Raw genomic sequence first — 15,643 nt, 5'->3', positions numbered from 1 at the left:
ATGTGGCAGCTTCAGAATGCGGTGCGTCACTACCCGTGGGGTTCGCACACCGTCATCCCTGAGCTGATCGGCGCACCCTCGCCCGCCGACCGCCCGCACGCGGAGCTGTGGATGGGCGCCCACCCGGACGAGCCCAGCGTGCGCTCCGACGGGGTGCCGCTGGACAAGGCCATCGCCACCGAACCGGTGCTCATGCTGGGCCCGGAGGTCCTCGACCGGTTCGGCGTCCGGCTGCCGTTCCTCATGAAGGTGCTCGCCGCCGAGAAGCCGGTGTCGCTGCAGGCGCACCCCACCACCGAGCAGGCCGAGGCGGGTTTCGCCGCCGAGGAGGCGGCCGGGGTGCCGCGCGACGACCCGACGCGCACCTTCCGGGACCCGTTCCACAAGCCCGAGATGCTGGTGGCACTCACCCCTGTCGAGGCTCTCTGCGGCTTCCGCCCCGTGGAGGAGTCCCTGCACTGCCTGGCCAAGCTGCAGGTCCCCGAGCTCAAGCCGACGATCGCCGCGCTGGCCCGCGGGGGCCTGCGGTCGGCCATCCCGCAGCTGCTGGCGCTGCTGCCGGAACAGCGTGAGGTGCTGGTCGGCGAGGTCGCCCGGGCGGCGGCGGGGTTCGTCGCGGCGCACGACCCGGAGTTCATCAACACCTACCGCTGGGCGGCCGCGCTGGCCGAGACCTACCCCGGCGATCCGGGCGTGGTCATCTCGCTGCTGTGCAACCACCTCCGGCTCGCCCCGGGTGAGGCGGTGTTCCTGCCGGCGGGGAACCTGCACGCCTATCTGTCCGGCGCCGGCGTCGAGGTCATGGCCAGCTCCGACAACGTGCTCCGGGGCGGGCTGACGGGCAAGCACGTGGACCTCGCGGCGCTGATCGAGGTGCTCGACTTCACCGACGGGCGCGTTCCGGTGCTGCACCCGGTGCTCGGTCCGGGCGGCCTGCGCTACCCGGTCCCGGTCGAGGAGTTCGACCTCACCCACTGCCGGCTCGGCGACCAGGTGGGCACGCTGACCACCCGTGGGCCGCAGCTCCTGCTGTGCACCGAGGGCACCGCCGTGCTCTCCTCGGCCGCGGAGGAGCTGACCCTGCCCCAGGGCGCCTCGGCGTTCGTGCCGGCGGGCACCCCCGTCTCCGCCCGCGGGCCCGCCGTCCTCTACCGGGTCACGACCAACCTCTCCTGAGGGCGGCGTTCCCCACGGGTGACGCCGCGTCCTGCGTGTCGCGGCACCGGCGGCGCGCGGCATCGGCCTACGTTCCGGGCGCCGTCGTCTCGCCCTGGGGGAACTCCGTGTCCGCTCGCCCGCTCGTCCGCACCCGCAGGCTCGCGCGGGCGGCGCTCGTCCCGCTGCTCGCGGTGGCCCTGCTGGGCGGCTGCGACGAGGCGGGCACGCCGGCCGCCACGTCGGAGGCCACCGCGGTCGACGAGGCCGAGCAGTCGCTGAGCGCGGCCGAGGCGGAGGCTGCCGCCGCGGCTGCCGAGGCCGCCCTCGCCGAGCAGGAGACGGCCGAGGCGGAGGTCGAGGCGGACGGGATCGCCGAGTCCGCCGGCGCGCTGAACGCCGAGTCGGCCGACGCCGTGGTCGGCACCGCCGCCCCGACCTCGGCCCTGGCCGCCCTCGCCGCGCTGGAGGTCAAGGGCCGGGCGCCGCGCACCGGGTACGACCGGGACCTGTTCGGCAACGGCTGGGTGGACACCGACCGCAACGGCTGCGACACCCGGAACGACGTGCTGGCCCGGGACCTGACCGCCGAGACCGTCAAGCCCGGCACCCGCGACTGCGTCGTCCTCACCGGCACGCTCGCCGACCCGTACTCGGGACGCACCATCGCCTTCCAGCGCGGCCAGGACACCAGCAGCGACGTCCAGATCGACCACGTGGTCGCGCTGTCGGACGCCTGGCAGAAGGGCGCCCAGCAGTGGGACACCGCGACGCGCACCCGGTTCGCCAACGACCCGCTGAACCTGCTCGCCGTCGACGGGCCGCTCAACATGCAGAAGGGCGACGGGGACGCCGCCACCTGGCTGCCGCCGGCGAAGTCCTTCCGCTGCGCCTACGTCGCCCGGCAGATCGCCGTGAAGGTCCGCTACGGCGCGTGGGTCACCCAGGCCGAGCGGAATGCCATGGCCACGGTGCTCAGTTCGTGCCCGGCCGAGCCGCTGCCCGGGGGAGTGGTCGCGGTACTGCCGCAGCGCCCGCCGGCGCCCGCCCCGGCTCCCGCGCCCGCCCCGGCGCCCGCGCCCGCCCCGGCGCCCGCGCCCGCCCCGGCTCCCGTGCCCGCCCCACGACCTGCGCCGGCTCCCGCCCCGTCGGCGTCCTACGCCAACTGCACCGAGGTCAAGGCCGCGGGAGCCGCGCCCATCCGGGTCGGTGACCCGGGCTGGCAGCAGAAGTTCGACCGGGACGGGGACGGCGTCGGCTGCGAGTCCTGACCCCCTCGGGTGGTCGGCGGGCGACGGGACGCCGGGGAGCGCCTATCCTGGGTGACGGCACGAGCCCCGCCGAAGCCTCGGCATGCTCGCTCTCCCCGGTACCGGGGATCGAAGCGACCCTGCATCCGACTGCATCGCCCGGCTCCCGTGCCGGGCACACCCTGGAGCCTTCATGACCGCCAGCACTGGCACCCGCACGCTGTCCACGCCGATCGGCGACGCCGACTACAAGGTCGCCGACCTCTCCCTCGCCGGCTTCGGCCGCAAGGAGATCCAGCTCGCCGAGCACGAGATGCCCGGCCTGATGGCGCTGCGCGCCGAGTACGGCGACGCCCAGCCGCTGGCCGGTGCGCGCATCGCCGGCTCGCTGCACATGACCGTGCAGACCGCCGTGCTCATCGAGACCCTGACCGCGCTGGGCGCCGACGTCCGCTGGGTCAGCTGCAACATCTTCTCCACCCAGGACCACGCCGCCGCGGCGATCGTCGTGGGCGAGGGCACCCCCGAGGAGCCCGCCGGCGTGCCGGTCTTCGCCTGGAAGGGCGAGACGCTCGAGGACTACTGGTGGTGCACCCAGCGCCTCTTCGAGTTCCGCGACGAGTCGGGCGAGGTCGTCGGCCCGAACATGGTCCTCGACGACGGCGGCGACGCCACCCTGCTCGTCCACCTGGGCACCCGCTTCGAGGCCGACGGGGTCGTCCCCGACACCACCGAGGCCGACTCCGAGGAGTACGCGGTCATCCTGGACACCCTCCGCAGCACGATCGCCGAGGACGGCTCCTACTGGACCCGCATCGGCCAGGGCATCAAGGGCGTCACCGAGGAGACCACCACCGGCGTCATGCGGCTCTACGAGCTCGCCCGCGACGGCCGGCTGCTCTTCCCGGCGATCAACGTCAACGACTCGGTGACCAAGAGCAAGTTCGACAACCTCTACGGCTGCCGCCACTCGCTCATCGACGGCCTCAACCGCGCCACCGACGTCATGATCGGCGGCAAGGTCGCCGTCGTCTGCGGCTACGGCGACGTCGGCAAGGGCTGCGCGGAGTCCCTCCGCGGCCAGGGTGCCCGCGTGATCGTCACCGAGATCGACCCGATCTGCGCCCTGCAGGCCGCCATGCACGGCTACGAGGTCACGACGCTGGACGAGGTGATCGGCAAGGCCGACATCATCATCACCACGACCGGCAACAAGGACATCATCTCGGCCGAGCAGCTGGCCTCGACCAAGCACCAGGCGATCATCGGGAACATCGGCCACTTCGACAACGAGATCGACATGGCCGGTCTGGCGAAGACCCCGGGCGTCGTCAAGACGAACATCAAGCCGCAGGTCGACGAGTGGCGGTTCGAGGACGGCCACACGATCATCGTGCTCTCCGAGGGCCGGCTGCTGAACCTGGGCAACGCCACCGGGCACCCCAGCTTCGTCATGAGCGCCTCGTTCTCCAACCAGACGCTGGCGCAGATCGAGCTGTGGAACAACCGGGCCGCCTACGAGGGCAAGACCCCCGGCGTCACCGTGCTCCCGAAGAAGCTCGACGAGCACGTCGCCCGGCTCCACCTCGACGCCCTCGGCGTCAAGCTGACCGAGCTGTCCAAGGTGCAGGCCGACTACATCGGCGTGCCGGTCGAGGGTCCCTACAAGAGCGACCACTACCGCTACTGAGCGCCCGCGGAAGGGCCGTCCAGGCACTCCCGCGCACGGTCCCGCACCCCATCCGCCCCACCCGGGCGGGTGGGGTGCGGGCGTGTTGGGCCCTGACCAGCGCAGAATGGGTCCCGTGCCACCCACCGCTCCGCAGAACGGGCCCAGCCGCGGCCGTGTCCTCGTCGTCGACGACGACGCCGCCCTCGCCGAGATGCTCGGGATCGTGCTGCGCCGGGAGGGGTACGAACCGGCCTTCGTCTCCGACGGCAACCGCGCCCTCGGCGTCTTCCAGCAGACCCGGCCCGACCTGGTCCTGCTGGACCTGATGCTGCCCGGCCGCAACGGCCTGCAGATCTGCCAGGACATCCGGACCCAGTCGACCGTGCCGATCGTGATGCTCACCGCCAAGGGCGACACCATCGACGTCGTCCAGGGCCTGGAGGCCGGCGCCGACGACTACGTCACCAAGCCGTTCAAGCCCGTCGAGCTGGTCGCCCGCGTGCGCGCGCAGCTGCGCCGGGGCGAGACCGGCCAGGCCGAGAGCCTCGCGATCGGGGACGTGCAGATCGACGTGCCGGCGCACCAGGTCACCCGGGACGGCGTGCCGGTCGCGCTGACCCCGCTGGAGTTCGACCTGCTGGTCGCGCTGGCCCGCAAGCCGCGTCAGGTCTTCACCCGGGAACTGCTGCTCGAGCAGGTGTGGGGCTACCGCCACGCCGCCGACACCCGGCTGGTCAACGTCCACGTCCAGCGGCTGCGCGCCAAGATCGAGAAGGACCCCGAGCGGCCCGAGGTGGTCCTCACCGTGCGCGGGGTCGGCTACAAGGCGGGCCCGCCCTGATCGAGCGCCCGGGGAGCGGCGTCGCCGCCTCGGGCGCCGGCTGGCCGACAATGGCTGCGTGACCGCCACCCGAACGCCCCCGGTGGCCACCGGCGCGCCCCCGCCGCCCGGGCCCGAGCGGCCCCGCGCCGACGAGCTGGCCCGGATCCGCCGGGGCCTGCGCCGGCGGGCCGGCCTGGCCCGGCGCCGCGCGCGGTGGCTCGCCCGCCGGAGCGCGAGCCGCGCCCTGCACGCCTGGCGTTCGTCGCTGCAGGTGCGCGTCGGCGCCATCACGATGGTCGTGGCGGGCACCGTCGTGGTCATCGTGAGCCTGGTGCTGTTCAGCCAGATCCGCGACCAGCTGCTGTCGGTCAAGCGGCAGGCCGCGATCGACCAGGCCCAGGCCGGCGTCCTCTACGCGCAGAGCGAGATCGCCGGCATCGCCACCGGCGACGCGTCCAGCGTGCGCGCCACGCTGGACCGGACGGTCAACGCCCTGCGGCAGCGCGGCGGCGCGGCCGGCGACTTCGACGTCGTCCTCACCTACCGGAGCGGGAGCCGGGAGGTGCCCGGTCCCAGCCGGCCGTTGATCTACCAGGCCCTGCCCGACGACCTGCGGGCCGACGTCGATGCCGGCAACCAGTCCTATCGGTACGACGAGATCCCCGACGACGCCGGGGAGCCCCGGGCCTCCCTGGTCGTGGGTGCACCGGTGCAGGGCGACACCGCGGGCACCGAGCAGATCGAGCTCTACTACGTCTTCCCGCTCACCCAGGAGGCCGAGAGCCTCGGCCTCATCCGCAGCACGGTGGTGATCAGCGGGTTCGCGCTCACCATGTTCGTCGTCGGCATCGGCGTCCTGGTGACCCGGCTGGTGGTCGACCCGGTCCGGCGCGCCGCCGGCACCGCCCAGCGGCTGGCCGAGGGCCAGCTCGAGGAACGCATGACCGTGCGCGGCGAGGACGACCTGGCCCGCCTGGCCACCAGCTTCAACGCGATGGCCGACAGCCTGCAGCGGCAGATCACCCAGCTGGAGGGGCTGTCCCAGCTGCAGCAGCGGTTCACCTCCGACGTGTCGCACGAGCTGCGGACGCCGCTGACGACGGTGCAGATGGCCGCCGACGTGCTGCACGACGCGCGCGGTGACTTCCCGGCGCACGTGGGCCGGTCCGCCGAGCTGCTGAAGGGCGAGCTGGACCGGTTCGAGGGACTGCTCACCGACCTGCTGGAGATCAGCCGCTACGACGCCGGGGCCGCCGTGCTCGAGGCGGAGTCGACGAACCTCGGGGCGCTGGTGGCGCGGGTCGCGGCCGGCATGTACTCCCTGGCCGAGCGCCACGGCTGCGAGCTGACCGTGGACCGGCCGGACCAGGACGTGATGGCCGAGGTCGACGCCCGCCGGGTGGAGCGCATCCTGCGCAACCTCGTCGGCAACGCGATCGAGCACGGGGCCGGCCGGCCCGTCGAGATCACCCTGGCCGCCAACCGCACCGCCGCCGCCGTCACGGTGCGCGACCACGGGGTCGGCCTCAGCCCGGCCGAGGCGCAGCACGTCTTCGACCGGTTCTGGCGGGCCGATCCCTCGCGGGTCCGCAGCGTCGGCGGCAGCGGGCTGGGGCTGTCCATCAGCCTCGAGGACGCCCGGCTGCACGGCGGGTGGCTGCAGGTCTGGGGGCAGCCAGGGTCCGGTGCCCAGTTCCGGCTGACCCTGCCGCTGACCGCCGGCGGGGAGCTGACCAGCTCGCCGCTGGCGCTGCGCCCGACGGTGGTCCGCCGCCCGGGGGACCCGGCATGACGCGCCGGGCGGTCCTGCCGGCGCTGGCCGCCGCGCTGCTGCTGGGGTCGACCTCGTGCTCCATCGTCCCGACCAGCTCACCGACGGTGCAGATCACCCAGGCGCCGGCCCGGCCGGTCCAGGACGTCGGCGTCCCGGTGCTGCCCCCGGCTTCGGGCGCGACGCCGGAGGAGGTCGTCCGCGGCTTCATCGACGCCGCGGCCAGCAGTGCGCCGGGGCGCCCCGTGGCCAAGGAGTACCTGACCCCCGAGGCGGCGGCCGCGTGGTCCGACGCCGGCGCGATCACGATCATCAGCCCGGGGTACGCGACCGTCGCCAGCGAGGCCGGCTCGGTGGAGGTGACCGCCGAACGCGTCGGGACCATCGACGAGCGCGGCATCTTCACCGTGGCCGGCACCGACGTGTTCTCCTACGACTTCCCGCTGGTCGAGGTCGACGGCGAGTGGCGGATCAGCGATCCGCCCGACGGTCTGGTCATCGTCGCGACCGACTTCCAGCGGCTCTACGACCCCGTCGACGCCTTCTTCCTGGACCCCACCCAGCGGCAGCTCGTCCCCGATCCGCGCTACCTGATCGGTGGCGAGGCGCAGCCCACGGCCCTGGTCAACCGGCTGATCGAGGGCCCGTCCGCGGCGCTCGCCCTCGGCGTGCGCAATCCGCTCTCCGGCGCCCGGCTGGTCCGCACGGTCACGGTCGAGGACCAGGTCGCGACGGTCGACCTCGACTTCGACGAGCTGGTCATCGACGCCAACACCCCCCTGCGCGAGCTGAGCGCCCAGCTGGTGTGGAGCCTGACCGGGCTCGACGGGCAGCGCATCCGCTCCGTGGTGATCACCCTCGACGGCGAGCCGCTGCCGCTGGACGACGTGCCGGTGGAGCAGACCACCGACGACTGGCCGGCGTTCGACCCGGACGCCACCCCGCTGGAGACCGTCGGGCACTACCTGGACGCCGGTGCGCTGCGCACCGCGGACGACGGCGCGCCCGCTCCGGGGCCGGCGGGCACCGGCCGGTACGGGCTGGCGTCGGCGGCGGTGTCGGCCGACGTCCGCAACGGCGAGCTGAGCTTCCTGGCCGGGGTGCGACCCGAGCCCGGGGGAGCGACCCTGCTGGCCGGGCCGTACGACGGCGAGCTCGCCCCCGTGCTCTCCGGGGCGACGCTGAGCGCTCCCACGGTGGCCGCGACCCGGCCCGAGGTGTGGGTCGTGCGCGACGGCACCGACATCGTCCGCGTGCCCGCCGGTGGCACTCCCCAGGCGGTCAACGCGCCGACGCTGGCCGGACTGGGGCGGGCGGAGGTCATCGAGCTCTCCCCGGACGGGGTGCGCCTGGCCGTCGTCGTGGACGGCCCCCTCGGTCGCCGCCTGCACGTGGGCACGGTGGTGCGCTCCGAGGAGGGCGGCGTCGCCATCCGCGACCTCCCCGGGGTGGCGCCCACCCTCTCGCCGGTGGTCGACGTGGCGTGGCGCTCGAACGGGCAGCTGTGGGTGCTGGCCGGCGATCCGGGGGAGGAGACGCCGTACTCGCTCGGCGTCGACGGCTGGGGGCTGACGGCGCAGGGGACGTCGGGCCTGCCGGACGAGCCCATCTCGCTGGGCGCCGCCCCGGGCCGCGATCCGCTGGTCGTCGCCGGCGGCCGGCTCTGGCAGTGGTCGCGCGGGACGTGGGGGACGCTGGTCCGCGGCCAGGAACCGCTGACCGGATCGGCGCCCTTCTACCCGCTCTGAGCCCGCCGGCCGCCGGCCCGGGGTCTTCGTCCACAGATCGGCCGCCAGGACACCGCCGCACCGTCGACGCGGCCACGCTGGACGGGTGGCCGGGTCGGCGTGGTCCGCGCTGGCCGATCTGGTGCTGCCGCGCACGTGTGCCGGCTGCGGGCTGCCCGGGCACCTGCTCTGCCGCGGCTGCGCCGCGCTGCTCGCCCGCCCGCACCTCGCCGCTCCCCGGCGCTTCCCCGAGGGCTTCCCGCCGACGGTGGCCGCCGGCGCCTACGACGGGCCGGTGCGGCCGGCGGTCCTGGCGTTCAAGGAACGGGGCCGGGCGGAGCTGGCCGGCCCGCTGGGAACGGCGCTGGCCCTCGCCGTCGCCGCCGTCGTGTCCGCCGTCCCCGGGCCGCCCCCGCGCCAGGTGCTGCTCGTCCCGGTGCCGAGCTCGGCGGCCGCACTGCGGGTCCGCGGCCGGGACCACGTCCGCGAGCTCACCGCGCGGGCGGTCTCCGAGCTCCGCGCCGCCGGCGTCCCCGCCGCGCAGGCCCGCCTGCTGTGCCGCCGGGGCCGGGTACGGGACTCCGCCGGGCTGTCCGCGGGCGAGCGACGGGCCAACCTCGCGGGGACCTTCGCGCTGCGCCCCGCGGAAGGCGTCGTCGACGGTGCGCTGGTCCTCGTCGACGACGTCGTGACCAGCGGAGCGACGCTCACCGAGGCGGCCGCGGTCCTCGCCGCGCGGGCGCGGCCGGGAGGTCCGCCGGTGCTCGGCGCCGTCGTCGCCGCCACCCCGCGGGAGCCGGTCCGGCCGCGGTCCGCGGGGTCTCCAGGCAGGTTCGGAGAGCCGGTCCGGCGGCCGCGCTGATCGACTGTCGGGACGATGGTGGAGCGACTAGCGTCGAAGCGACCCAACACCGGAAGTTCACCGGGAGGTCTCATGGAGATCGTCGTACGTGGTCGCAATGTCGAAGTTCCCGAGCACTACCGACAGCACGTCGAGGACAAGGTCGGGTCCACCGATCGCTTCGACGGCAAGCTGAAGATTCAGCGCATCGACGTGGAGCTCTTCCACGAGAAGAACCCCCGCCAGTCCGACCACTGCCAGCGCGTGGAGATCACCCTGCGCGGCAAGGGCCCCGTCGTCCGGGCCGAGGCCGCCGGACCGGACTTCTACGCCGCACTGGACCTCGCGGTCGGGAAGCTGGACAACCGCCTCCGCCGGGCTGCGGACCGCCGCCGGGTGCACCACGGCCGGCGGACGCCCGAGAGCGTCCGGTCGACCGCCGCCGCGCTGGACGCCGGGCATCCCGAGCTGTCCATCGAGAAGCAGCTCGAGCTCGACCGGGAGCTCGCGTCCGGGCAGCACGTCACCGAGCTGGACGAGCACCTGCCCGGCCGGATCGTGCGGGAGAAGCACCACCCCGCGACGCCCATGCACGTCGACCAGGCCCTCCACGAGATGGAGCTGGTCGGCCACGACTTCTACCTGTTCCAGTGCGCCGACACCGGACAGCCGACGGTCGTCTACCGCCGGCACGCCTACGACTACGGCCTCATCCGGCTGGCGCCGGTGGCCCAGGACGGCGCCGCGCCGAGCCCCGTCGCCGCGGCCGCGCCCGCCTGATCGACGGAGGAGGGCGCTCGCAGCGGGGCGCCCTCCTCCCGCTCAGTCCGCGGGCAGCCGGGAGAACAGCACGGCGTCGGTCCACGAGCCGTCCCGCTGGTCCAGGCAGGAGCGGATCACGCCCTCGCGGGTGAAGCCCGCCCGCAGCGCGACCGCCTGCGAGGCGGTGTTGCCCACGTCGGCGTAGAGGTGCACCCGGTGCGCACCCAGGCCGAGGGCCCAGCCGGCGAGAGCGTCCGCGGCCTCGGCGGCGTACCCGTGCCCGCGGGCCCAGGGCGCGATCCAGTAACCGATCTCCGGGCCCAGCCGGCCCGGCCGGAAAGTCAGGCCGACGGCGCCCATCAGCGCCCCGTCCGCCTCGACCACCGCCGGCATCCCCTGTCCCTCTGCCCGCTCGCCCGGCGCGACCTCCTCGACCCAGGCCCGCGCGTCCTCGGTCGTGTACGGCGAGGCGATCGCGGTGATCCAGCGCTGGATGCCGGGGTCCTGGCAGGCGCGGTGCACGGCCTCGGCGTCGTCGGGCCGGTAGGGGCGCAGCACGAGCCGGTCGGTGCGCACGACCTCGGTGAGGAGGTCGACGAGGGTCAGATCCACCGGAGCAGTCTCAGGCGTTGCCCAGCACCCGGTCGACCGATATCTCGAGAACGACCCGCGCCGGGTTCTCCCGGGGGGTGCGGTACCGCCGGGCGTAGCGCTCGACGGCGTCGGCCACCGACGCCGCGTCGTCCTTCACCACCGCCGTCCCCTCGAGGGTCAGCCAGCGGGCACCCTGCACCTGGCACACCGCGACGCGCGCCTGCCCGGCGCGGACGTGTCGCGCCTTCGCCGACGTGCCGGAGGTGATGACCCGGGCGGTGGCGGTGGCCTGGTCCCAGGTGACCCCGACCGGGACGACGTGCGGGCTGCCGTCGGCGCGCAGCGTGGTCAGCGTCGCCAGGTGCCGCTCGGTGAGGAACTCGAGCGTGGCGGGGGCGAGGTCTGCGGGATTCCTGGACACCCGCGGGAGGCTAGAGGACGCGAGCGGGCGGTTCGGACCTCGGACGGGCCGCGTTCCCAGGCGGGCCGCCTACGCTGGGGTCGTGGTGTTCCAGAAGATCCTCCGCGCCGGCGAGGGCAAGCAGGTCCGACGACTCTCCAAGATCGCGGACGCGGTCGAGTACCTGGCGGACGACTACGTCGACCTCAGCGACGCGGAGCTGCGCGCGAAGACCGACGAGTTCAAGGAGCGGTACGCCGGCGGGGAGTCCCTGGACGCGCTGCTGCCCGAGGCGTTCGCCGTCGTCCGGGAGGCGGCCACCCGCACGCTGGGCCAGCGGCACTTCCGGGTGCAGCTCATGGGCGGTGCGGCGCTGCACCTGGGCAACATCGCCGAGATGAAGACCGGTGAGGGCAAGACGCTCACCGGGGTGCTGGCGGCCTACCTCAACGCCCTGACCGGCGACGGCGTGCACATCATCACCGTCAACGACTACCTGGCCACCCGCGACGCCGAGTCCATGGGCCGGGTGCACCGGTTCCTCGGGCTCACCGTCGGCACCATCGTCTCGGGCCAGCCGCCGGCGACCCGGCGGGAGCAGTACGGCTGCGACATCACCTACGGCACGAACAACGAGTTCGGGTTCGACTACCTGCGCGACAACATGGCGTGGAGCAAGAACGACCTCGTGCAGCGCGGCCACCACTTCGCGATCGTCGACGAGGTCGACTCGATCCTCATCGACGAGGCGCGCACCCCGCTGATCATCAGCGGCCCGGCCGAGACCAGCGCCAAGTGGTACGGCGAGTTCGCCCGCATCGTGCCGATGATGAAGCGCGACGTGCACTACGAGGTCGAAGAGGGCAAGCGCACGGTCGCCGTCACCGAGGAGGGCGTCGAGTTCGTCGAGGACCAGCTCGGCATCGACAACCTCTACGAGGCGGTCAACACCCCGCTGATCGGCTACCTGAACAACGCGCTCAAGGCCAAGGAGCTGTTCAAGAAGGACCAGCAGTACATCGTCACCAACGGTGAGGTCCTCATCGTCGACGAGTTCACCGGGCGCGTGCTCTCGGGCCGCCGCTACAACGAGGGCATGCACCAGGCCATCGAGGCCAAGGAGCGCGTGAAGATCAAGGACGAGAACCAGACGCTCGCCACGATCACCCTCCAGAACTACTTCCGGCTCTACGAGAAGCTCTCCGGGATGACCGGTACGGCCCAGACCGAGGCCGCCGAGCTGCACCAGACCTACAAGCTGGGCGTCGTCCCGATCCCGACGAACCGGCCGATGATCCGCGAGGACCGCTCCGACGTCATCTACAAGACCGAGACGGCGAAGTTCGACGCCGTGGTCGACGACATCGCCGAGCGGCACGAGAACGGCCAGCCGGTCCTGGTCGGCACCGCGAGCGTCGAGAAGTCCGAGGTGCTGGCGAAGTACCTGCTCAAGCGCGGCATCCCGCACGAGGTGCTCAACGCCAAGAACCACGCCCGTGAGGCCGCGATCATCGCGATGGCCGGGCGGGCCGGCTCGGTCACCGTGGCCACCAACATGGCCGGCCGAGGCACCGACATCCAGCTCGGCGGCAACGCCGAGTTCATCGCCGACGAGGCGCTGCGGGCCCGCGGGCTGTCGCCCGCCGAGACGCCCGAGGAGTACGAGGCCGCCTGGGACGACGCCCTGGACGCCGCCAAGGCGCAGGTCAAGGCCGAGCACGAGCAGGTCGTGGAGGCCGGTGGCCTCTACGTGCTGGGTACCGAGCGGCACGAGAGCCGCCGCATCGACAACCAGCTGCGCGGCCGGTCCGGGCGGCAGGGCGACCCGGGGGAGTCGCGGTTCTACCTCTCCCTCGGTGATGACCTCATGCGCCGGTTCAACGGCCCGATGCTCGAGTCGATGATGACCACCCTGCGGGTGCCCGACGACCAGCCGATCGAGTCGAAGATGGTCAGCCGGGCGATCAAGTCCGCGCAGACCCAGGTCGAGCAGCAGAACTTCGAGGTCCGCAAGGACGTCCTCAAGTACGACGAGGTGCTCAACCGGCAGCGCACCGTCATCTACGACGAGCGGCGCAAGGTGCTCGAGGGCGCGGACCTGCACGAGCAGCTGCGCACGATGGTCGACGACGTCGTCGCCGCCTACGTCGACGGCGCGACCGAGACCGGCTACGCGGAGGACTGGGACCTCGAGCAGCTGTGGACCGGCCTCAAGGCGCTCTACCCCGTGGGCGTGACGATCGAGGACGTCGTCGAGCGGCTGGGCGACGGCGACCAGGCCGAGCTCTCCGCGCAGGCGCTCAAGACCGAGCTGCTCGAGGACGTGCACCGGGCGTACGAGGCGCGGGAGGCCGCGCTGGGCTCCGAGGTCATGCGGGAACTGGAGCGGCGGGTGCTGCTCAGCGTCATGGACCGCAAGTGGCGCGAGCACCTGTACGAGATGGACTACCTGCGGGCCGGCATCCACCTGCGCGCGATGGCCAACCGCGACCCGGTCGTGGAGTACCAGCGCGAGGGCTACGACATGTTCGTCGCGATGCTCGACGGCATCAAGGAGGAGTCGGTCGGCTTCCTGTTCAACCTCGAGGTGAAGACCAAGGAGGAGCAGGACGCCGAGGCCAAGGCCAAGCAGGACGAGGCGGAGGCCAAGGCGCTGGCCGCGGCCCAGGAGGGGACGGCACGGGTGCTGGCCCGCCAGGCCGCCGAGGCGAAGGCCGCCGCGGCCAGGACCGCCCAGGCGGCGCCTTCGGGTACCGCAGCCGCGCCGGCAGCTGCGCCGGCCGCCGCTCCGACGGCCCGGCGGTCCGGGACGGCTCGCCGGTCCGAGCCCGCGGCCGCGACGGCCGCCCCCGCGGCCCCGACGTCGTCCCCGTCCGGGACCGGCCCGGAACTGCAGGTCAAGGGCCTGGACGAGCCGCGCCGCGCGCCGGAGAACCTGACCTACTCCGCGCCGAACCTGGATGCCTCGACCAAGGAGGCCGGACGGGCCAAGGCGGCCAAGACGGCGACGGTGAGCGGCACCAAGGAAACCCCGCGCAACGCGCCCTGCCCGTGCGGCTCGGGCAAGAAGTACAAGCAGTGCCACGGGGCAGCCAGCAGCTGACCGGCTGACCCGACGACGCCCCGCCGACCACGCCGGTCGGCGGGGCGTCGTGCGTCTCCGGCCGTGGTCGGCTCAACCGATCTGCAGAGCCGTGCAGCGCCACCTGCCGTCGATGCCCTCGAGCCGGGCGGCCACCGCGTGCGCGCGTCCCGCCCGGCGGGCGACCGCGCTGACCTCGGCCACGCCGTCGACGGGCTCGCACACATGTACCGGGCCCACGAACAGCGGGGCGGTGCCCTCGGCGCACCAGCGAGGACGGCGGCCACCGGCCAGTGCAGCGAGGACCCCCGGTGACGTGAGCGCCTGCAGCTGAGCGACCGGCCGGCGGCCGGCGAGGACCTCGAGTGCCAGGGTGACCACCCGGCGGCCGGCGACCCCGGCGTCGGGGAGGTCCGCCCGGAGCGTCCAGGCCGGACCGAACTCGTCCTCCCGGCGGGCGGGCCCGGCGAGGCGGGGACGCGGGCCGGGCCGGTGCGGCGGCCTGGGGACGGCGACGCCCGGGAGCACCAGGCGCAGCGGAGGGCGCTGGTCCTGCAGCGGGGGCTGGGGTGTCGGCACGCGGACCAGCCGCAGGGCCGGCCGGACAGGTCGGGGCCGGTCGGCGGTCGGGGTGGACGGAGCCGGCGCAGCGGTGGCGGTCGGGTGGCCGGGGACGGTCATGAGGTCTCCAGGGTGGTCAGCGGTCAGGAACAGCGGGGAGCGCGGGCGGGCATCACGCAGGGGGCGGGTGCAGCACCTGCCCGGGGAGCAGCACGTCCGGATCGGGGCCGATCACCGCGGCGTTGGCGGTCCACCACGCGCGCGTGTCTCTGGCGACCTCGGCGTCGGTCGGGGTCCGGCCGAGGCGGTCGGACAGGCGTGCTGCGGCGACGTCCCACAGGCAGTCACCGCGCACCACCACGTGGTCCCCGGCTGCGGGCGTGGGGGGCCAGTCGGGCAGCGCCGGGACGGCGGGGGAGGCGGCGACCGTGGACGGTGCCGTCCCCGGACCGGGGTCGGTGTGCGAGGCCGCCGGCCAGTCGGGGACCACGCCGTGCGAGGTCGCCGGCCAGTCGGGAACGGGAGCCGGTGCCGCATCGGCCGCTGCTGCCGGCGCGGTGACGACCAGGAGCGTGGTGCCCGCCAGGGGAGCGGAGACGCCGAGTCCCACACCGAGGGCGAGGGCGGCGCCGCGACGGGCGCCGGCAGGCAGGACCACCCCGGTCAGCACGTCGGCGGCGGTGCCGAGCGCCCCCGGCCGCGCCGACACGGCGGTGAGCAGCAGGCCGACGGCTCCCCACGCCCAGACGCCCCAGGCGAGCAGGCCAGCGCCCGCCACCACCAGCGCGTCGGCGCCGGCGGAGTCGGCCGTGCGCTGGGCCCCGAGCACCGCGGCGGTCATCTGGGTGAGCGACGGCGTGAGCAGCGTCAGCGCCCAGGCGACAACCGCCATGGCCGTCGTCGTCCCCACCAGTCGCCGTATCGACATGTCGCCCCCCGCTCGTTGAGTGGTCATGAAAGCAAGCAAATGCATCCAAATGCAACCGAACGGCGCCATCTAGGCTG

General features: G+C 74.0%; 13 protein-coding genes. 9 read left to right on the top strand and 4 right to left on the bottom strand.

Going from position 1 to position 15,643, the window contains the following annotated elements; genetic code table 11:
* From manA to hpf, 8 genes are all read left to right on the top strand, one after another.
* Positions 1–1,176 (top strand): mannose-6-phosphate isomerase, class I, encoded by a 1,176-nt coding sequence (manA, locus tag ACI793_RS12135; protein WP_456606621.1) that lies wholly within the window; start codon positions 1–3, stop codon positions 1,174–1,176.
* Positions 1,177–1,283: 107 nt separating this feature from the next.
* Entirely contained in the window at positions 1,284–2,426 is a 1,143-nt protein-coding gene (locus ACI793_RS12130) for a GmrSD restriction endonuclease domain-containing protein (RefSeq protein WP_456606620.1), read from the top strand.
* A 172-nt stretch (positions 2,427–2,598) separates the two neighbouring features.
* Positions 2,599–4,095: an adenosylhomocysteinase gene (gene ahcY, locus ACI793_RS12125; protein WP_456606619.1), complete on the top strand. Its 1,497-nt coding sequence runs from the start codon at positions 2,599–2,601 to the stop codon at positions 4,093–4,095.
* Positions 4,096–4,210: 115 nt separating this feature from the next.
* Positions 4,211–4,918 carry an MtrAB system response regulator MtrA gene (gene mtrA, locus ACI793_RS12120; RefSeq protein WP_456606618.1) on the top strand — a complete coding sequence of 236 codons (708 nt, stop codon included), beginning with the start codon at positions 4,211–4,213 and terminating at the stop codon, positions 4,916–4,918.
* Positions 4,919–4,976: 58 nt separating this feature from the next.
* Entirely contained in the window at positions 4,977–6,692 is a 1,716-nt protein-coding gene (mtrB, locus tag ACI793_RS12115; RefSeq protein ID WP_456606617.1) for an MtrAB system histidine kinase MtrB, read from the top strand.
* The gene (locus ACI793_RS12110) at positions 6,689–8,419 is read left to right on the top strand and encodes an LpqB family beta-propeller domain-containing protein (protein ID WP_456606616.1); all 1,731 of its coding nucleotides are present in this window, start codon (positions 6,689–6,691) and stop codon (positions 8,417–8,419) included. Before mtrB ends, ACI793_RS12110 begins: the two co-directional genes overlap by 4 nt.
* Positions 8,420–8,504: 85 nt before the next feature.
* Positions 8,505–9,260, top strand: a complete 756-nt coding sequence (locus ACI793_RS12105) for a ComF family protein (RefSeq protein WP_456606615.1) — start codon at positions 8,505–8,507, stop codon at positions 9,258–9,260.
* Positions 9,261–9,332: 72 nt separating this feature from the next.
* Positions 9,333–10,019, top strand: coding sequence for a ribosome hibernation-promoting factor, HPF/YfiA family (gene hpf / locus ACI793_RS12100; RefSeq protein WP_456606614.1), 687 nt, complete (start codon positions 9,333–9,335; stop codon positions 10,017–10,019).
* A gap of 42 nt (positions 10,020–10,061) precedes the next feature.
* Here the strand turns inward: hpf and ACI793_RS12095 are convergent, their stop codons facing one another.
* Both ACI793_RS12095 and ACI793_RS12090 read right to left on the bottom strand, forming a co-directional pair.
* Positions 10,062–10,613, bottom strand: coding sequence for a GNAT family N-acetyltransferase (locus ACI793_RS12095; protein WP_456606613.1), 552 nt, complete (start codon positions 10,611–10,613; stop codon positions 10,062–10,064).
* 10 nt (positions 10,614–10,623) lie between these two features.
* On the bottom strand, positions 10,624–11,016 hold the full coding sequence (locus ACI793_RS12090; protein ID WP_456606612.1) for a pyridoxamine 5'-phosphate oxidase family protein: 393 nt from the start codon (positions 11,014–11,016) through the stop codon (positions 10,624–10,626).
* Between the two features lie 82 nt (positions 11,017–11,098).
* Here ACI793_RS12090 and secA point away from each other — a divergent pair, with 82 nt between their 5' ends.
* A complete protein-coding gene (secA, locus tag ACI793_RS12085; protein WP_456606611.1) occupies positions 11,099–14,098 on the top strand; it encodes a preprotein translocase subunit SecA in 3,000 nt (999 codons plus the stop codon).
* A gap of 72 nt (positions 14,099–14,170) precedes the next feature.
* On the opposite strand, the gene ACI793_RS12080 is transcribed toward secA, so the two are convergent.
* Together ACI793_RS12080 and ACI793_RS12075 are read right to left on the bottom strand one after the other, a co-directional pair.
* A complete protein-coding gene (locus tag ACI793_RS12080; RefSeq protein ID WP_456606610.1) occupies positions 14,171–14,758 on the bottom strand; it encodes an Rv3235 family protein in 588 nt (195 codons plus the stop codon).
* Between the two features lie 52 nt (positions 14,759–14,810).
* Positions 14,811–15,593 (bottom strand): hypothetical protein, encoded by a 783-nt coding sequence (locus ACI793_RS12075; RefSeq protein WP_456606609.1) that lies wholly within the window; start codon positions 15,591–15,593, stop codon positions 14,811–14,813.
* Positions 15,594–15,643: the final 50 nt, after the last annotated feature.

It is taken from the genome of Blastococcus sp. SYSU DS0617 (assembly GCF_054051075.1).
The sequence above is the reverse complement of the archived record's forward strand: the minus strand, read 5'-3'. Positions and strand labels throughout refer to the sequence as shown.

What these genes read in the sequence shown, in the direction of transcription:
- ACI793_RS12075 (WP_456606609.1), bottom strand. Translation starts at nt 15,593, where the DNA reads ATGACCACTCAACGAGCGGGGGGCGACATGTCGATACGGCGACTGGTG.
- ACI793_RS12110 (WP_456606616.1), top strand. Translation starts at nt 6,689, where the DNA reads ATGACGCGCCGGGCGGTCCTGCCGGCGCTGGCCGCCGCGCTGCTGCTG.
- hpf (WP_456606614.1), top strand. Translation starts at nt 9,333, where the DNA reads ATGGAGATCGTCGTACGTGGTCGCAATGTCGAAGTTCCCGAGCACTAC.
- ahcY (WP_456606619.1), top strand. Translation starts at nt 2,599, where the DNA reads ATGACCGCCAGCACTGGCACCCGCACGCTGTCCACGCCGATCGGCGAC.
- ACI793_RS12080 (WP_456606610.1), bottom strand. Translation starts at nt 14,758, where the DNA reads ATGACCGTCCCCGGCCACCCGACCGCCACCGCTGCGCCGGCTCCGTCC.
- manA (WP_456606621.1), top strand. Translation starts at nt 1, where the DNA reads ATGTGGCAGCTTCAGAATGCGGTGCGTCACTACCCGTGGGGTTCGCAC.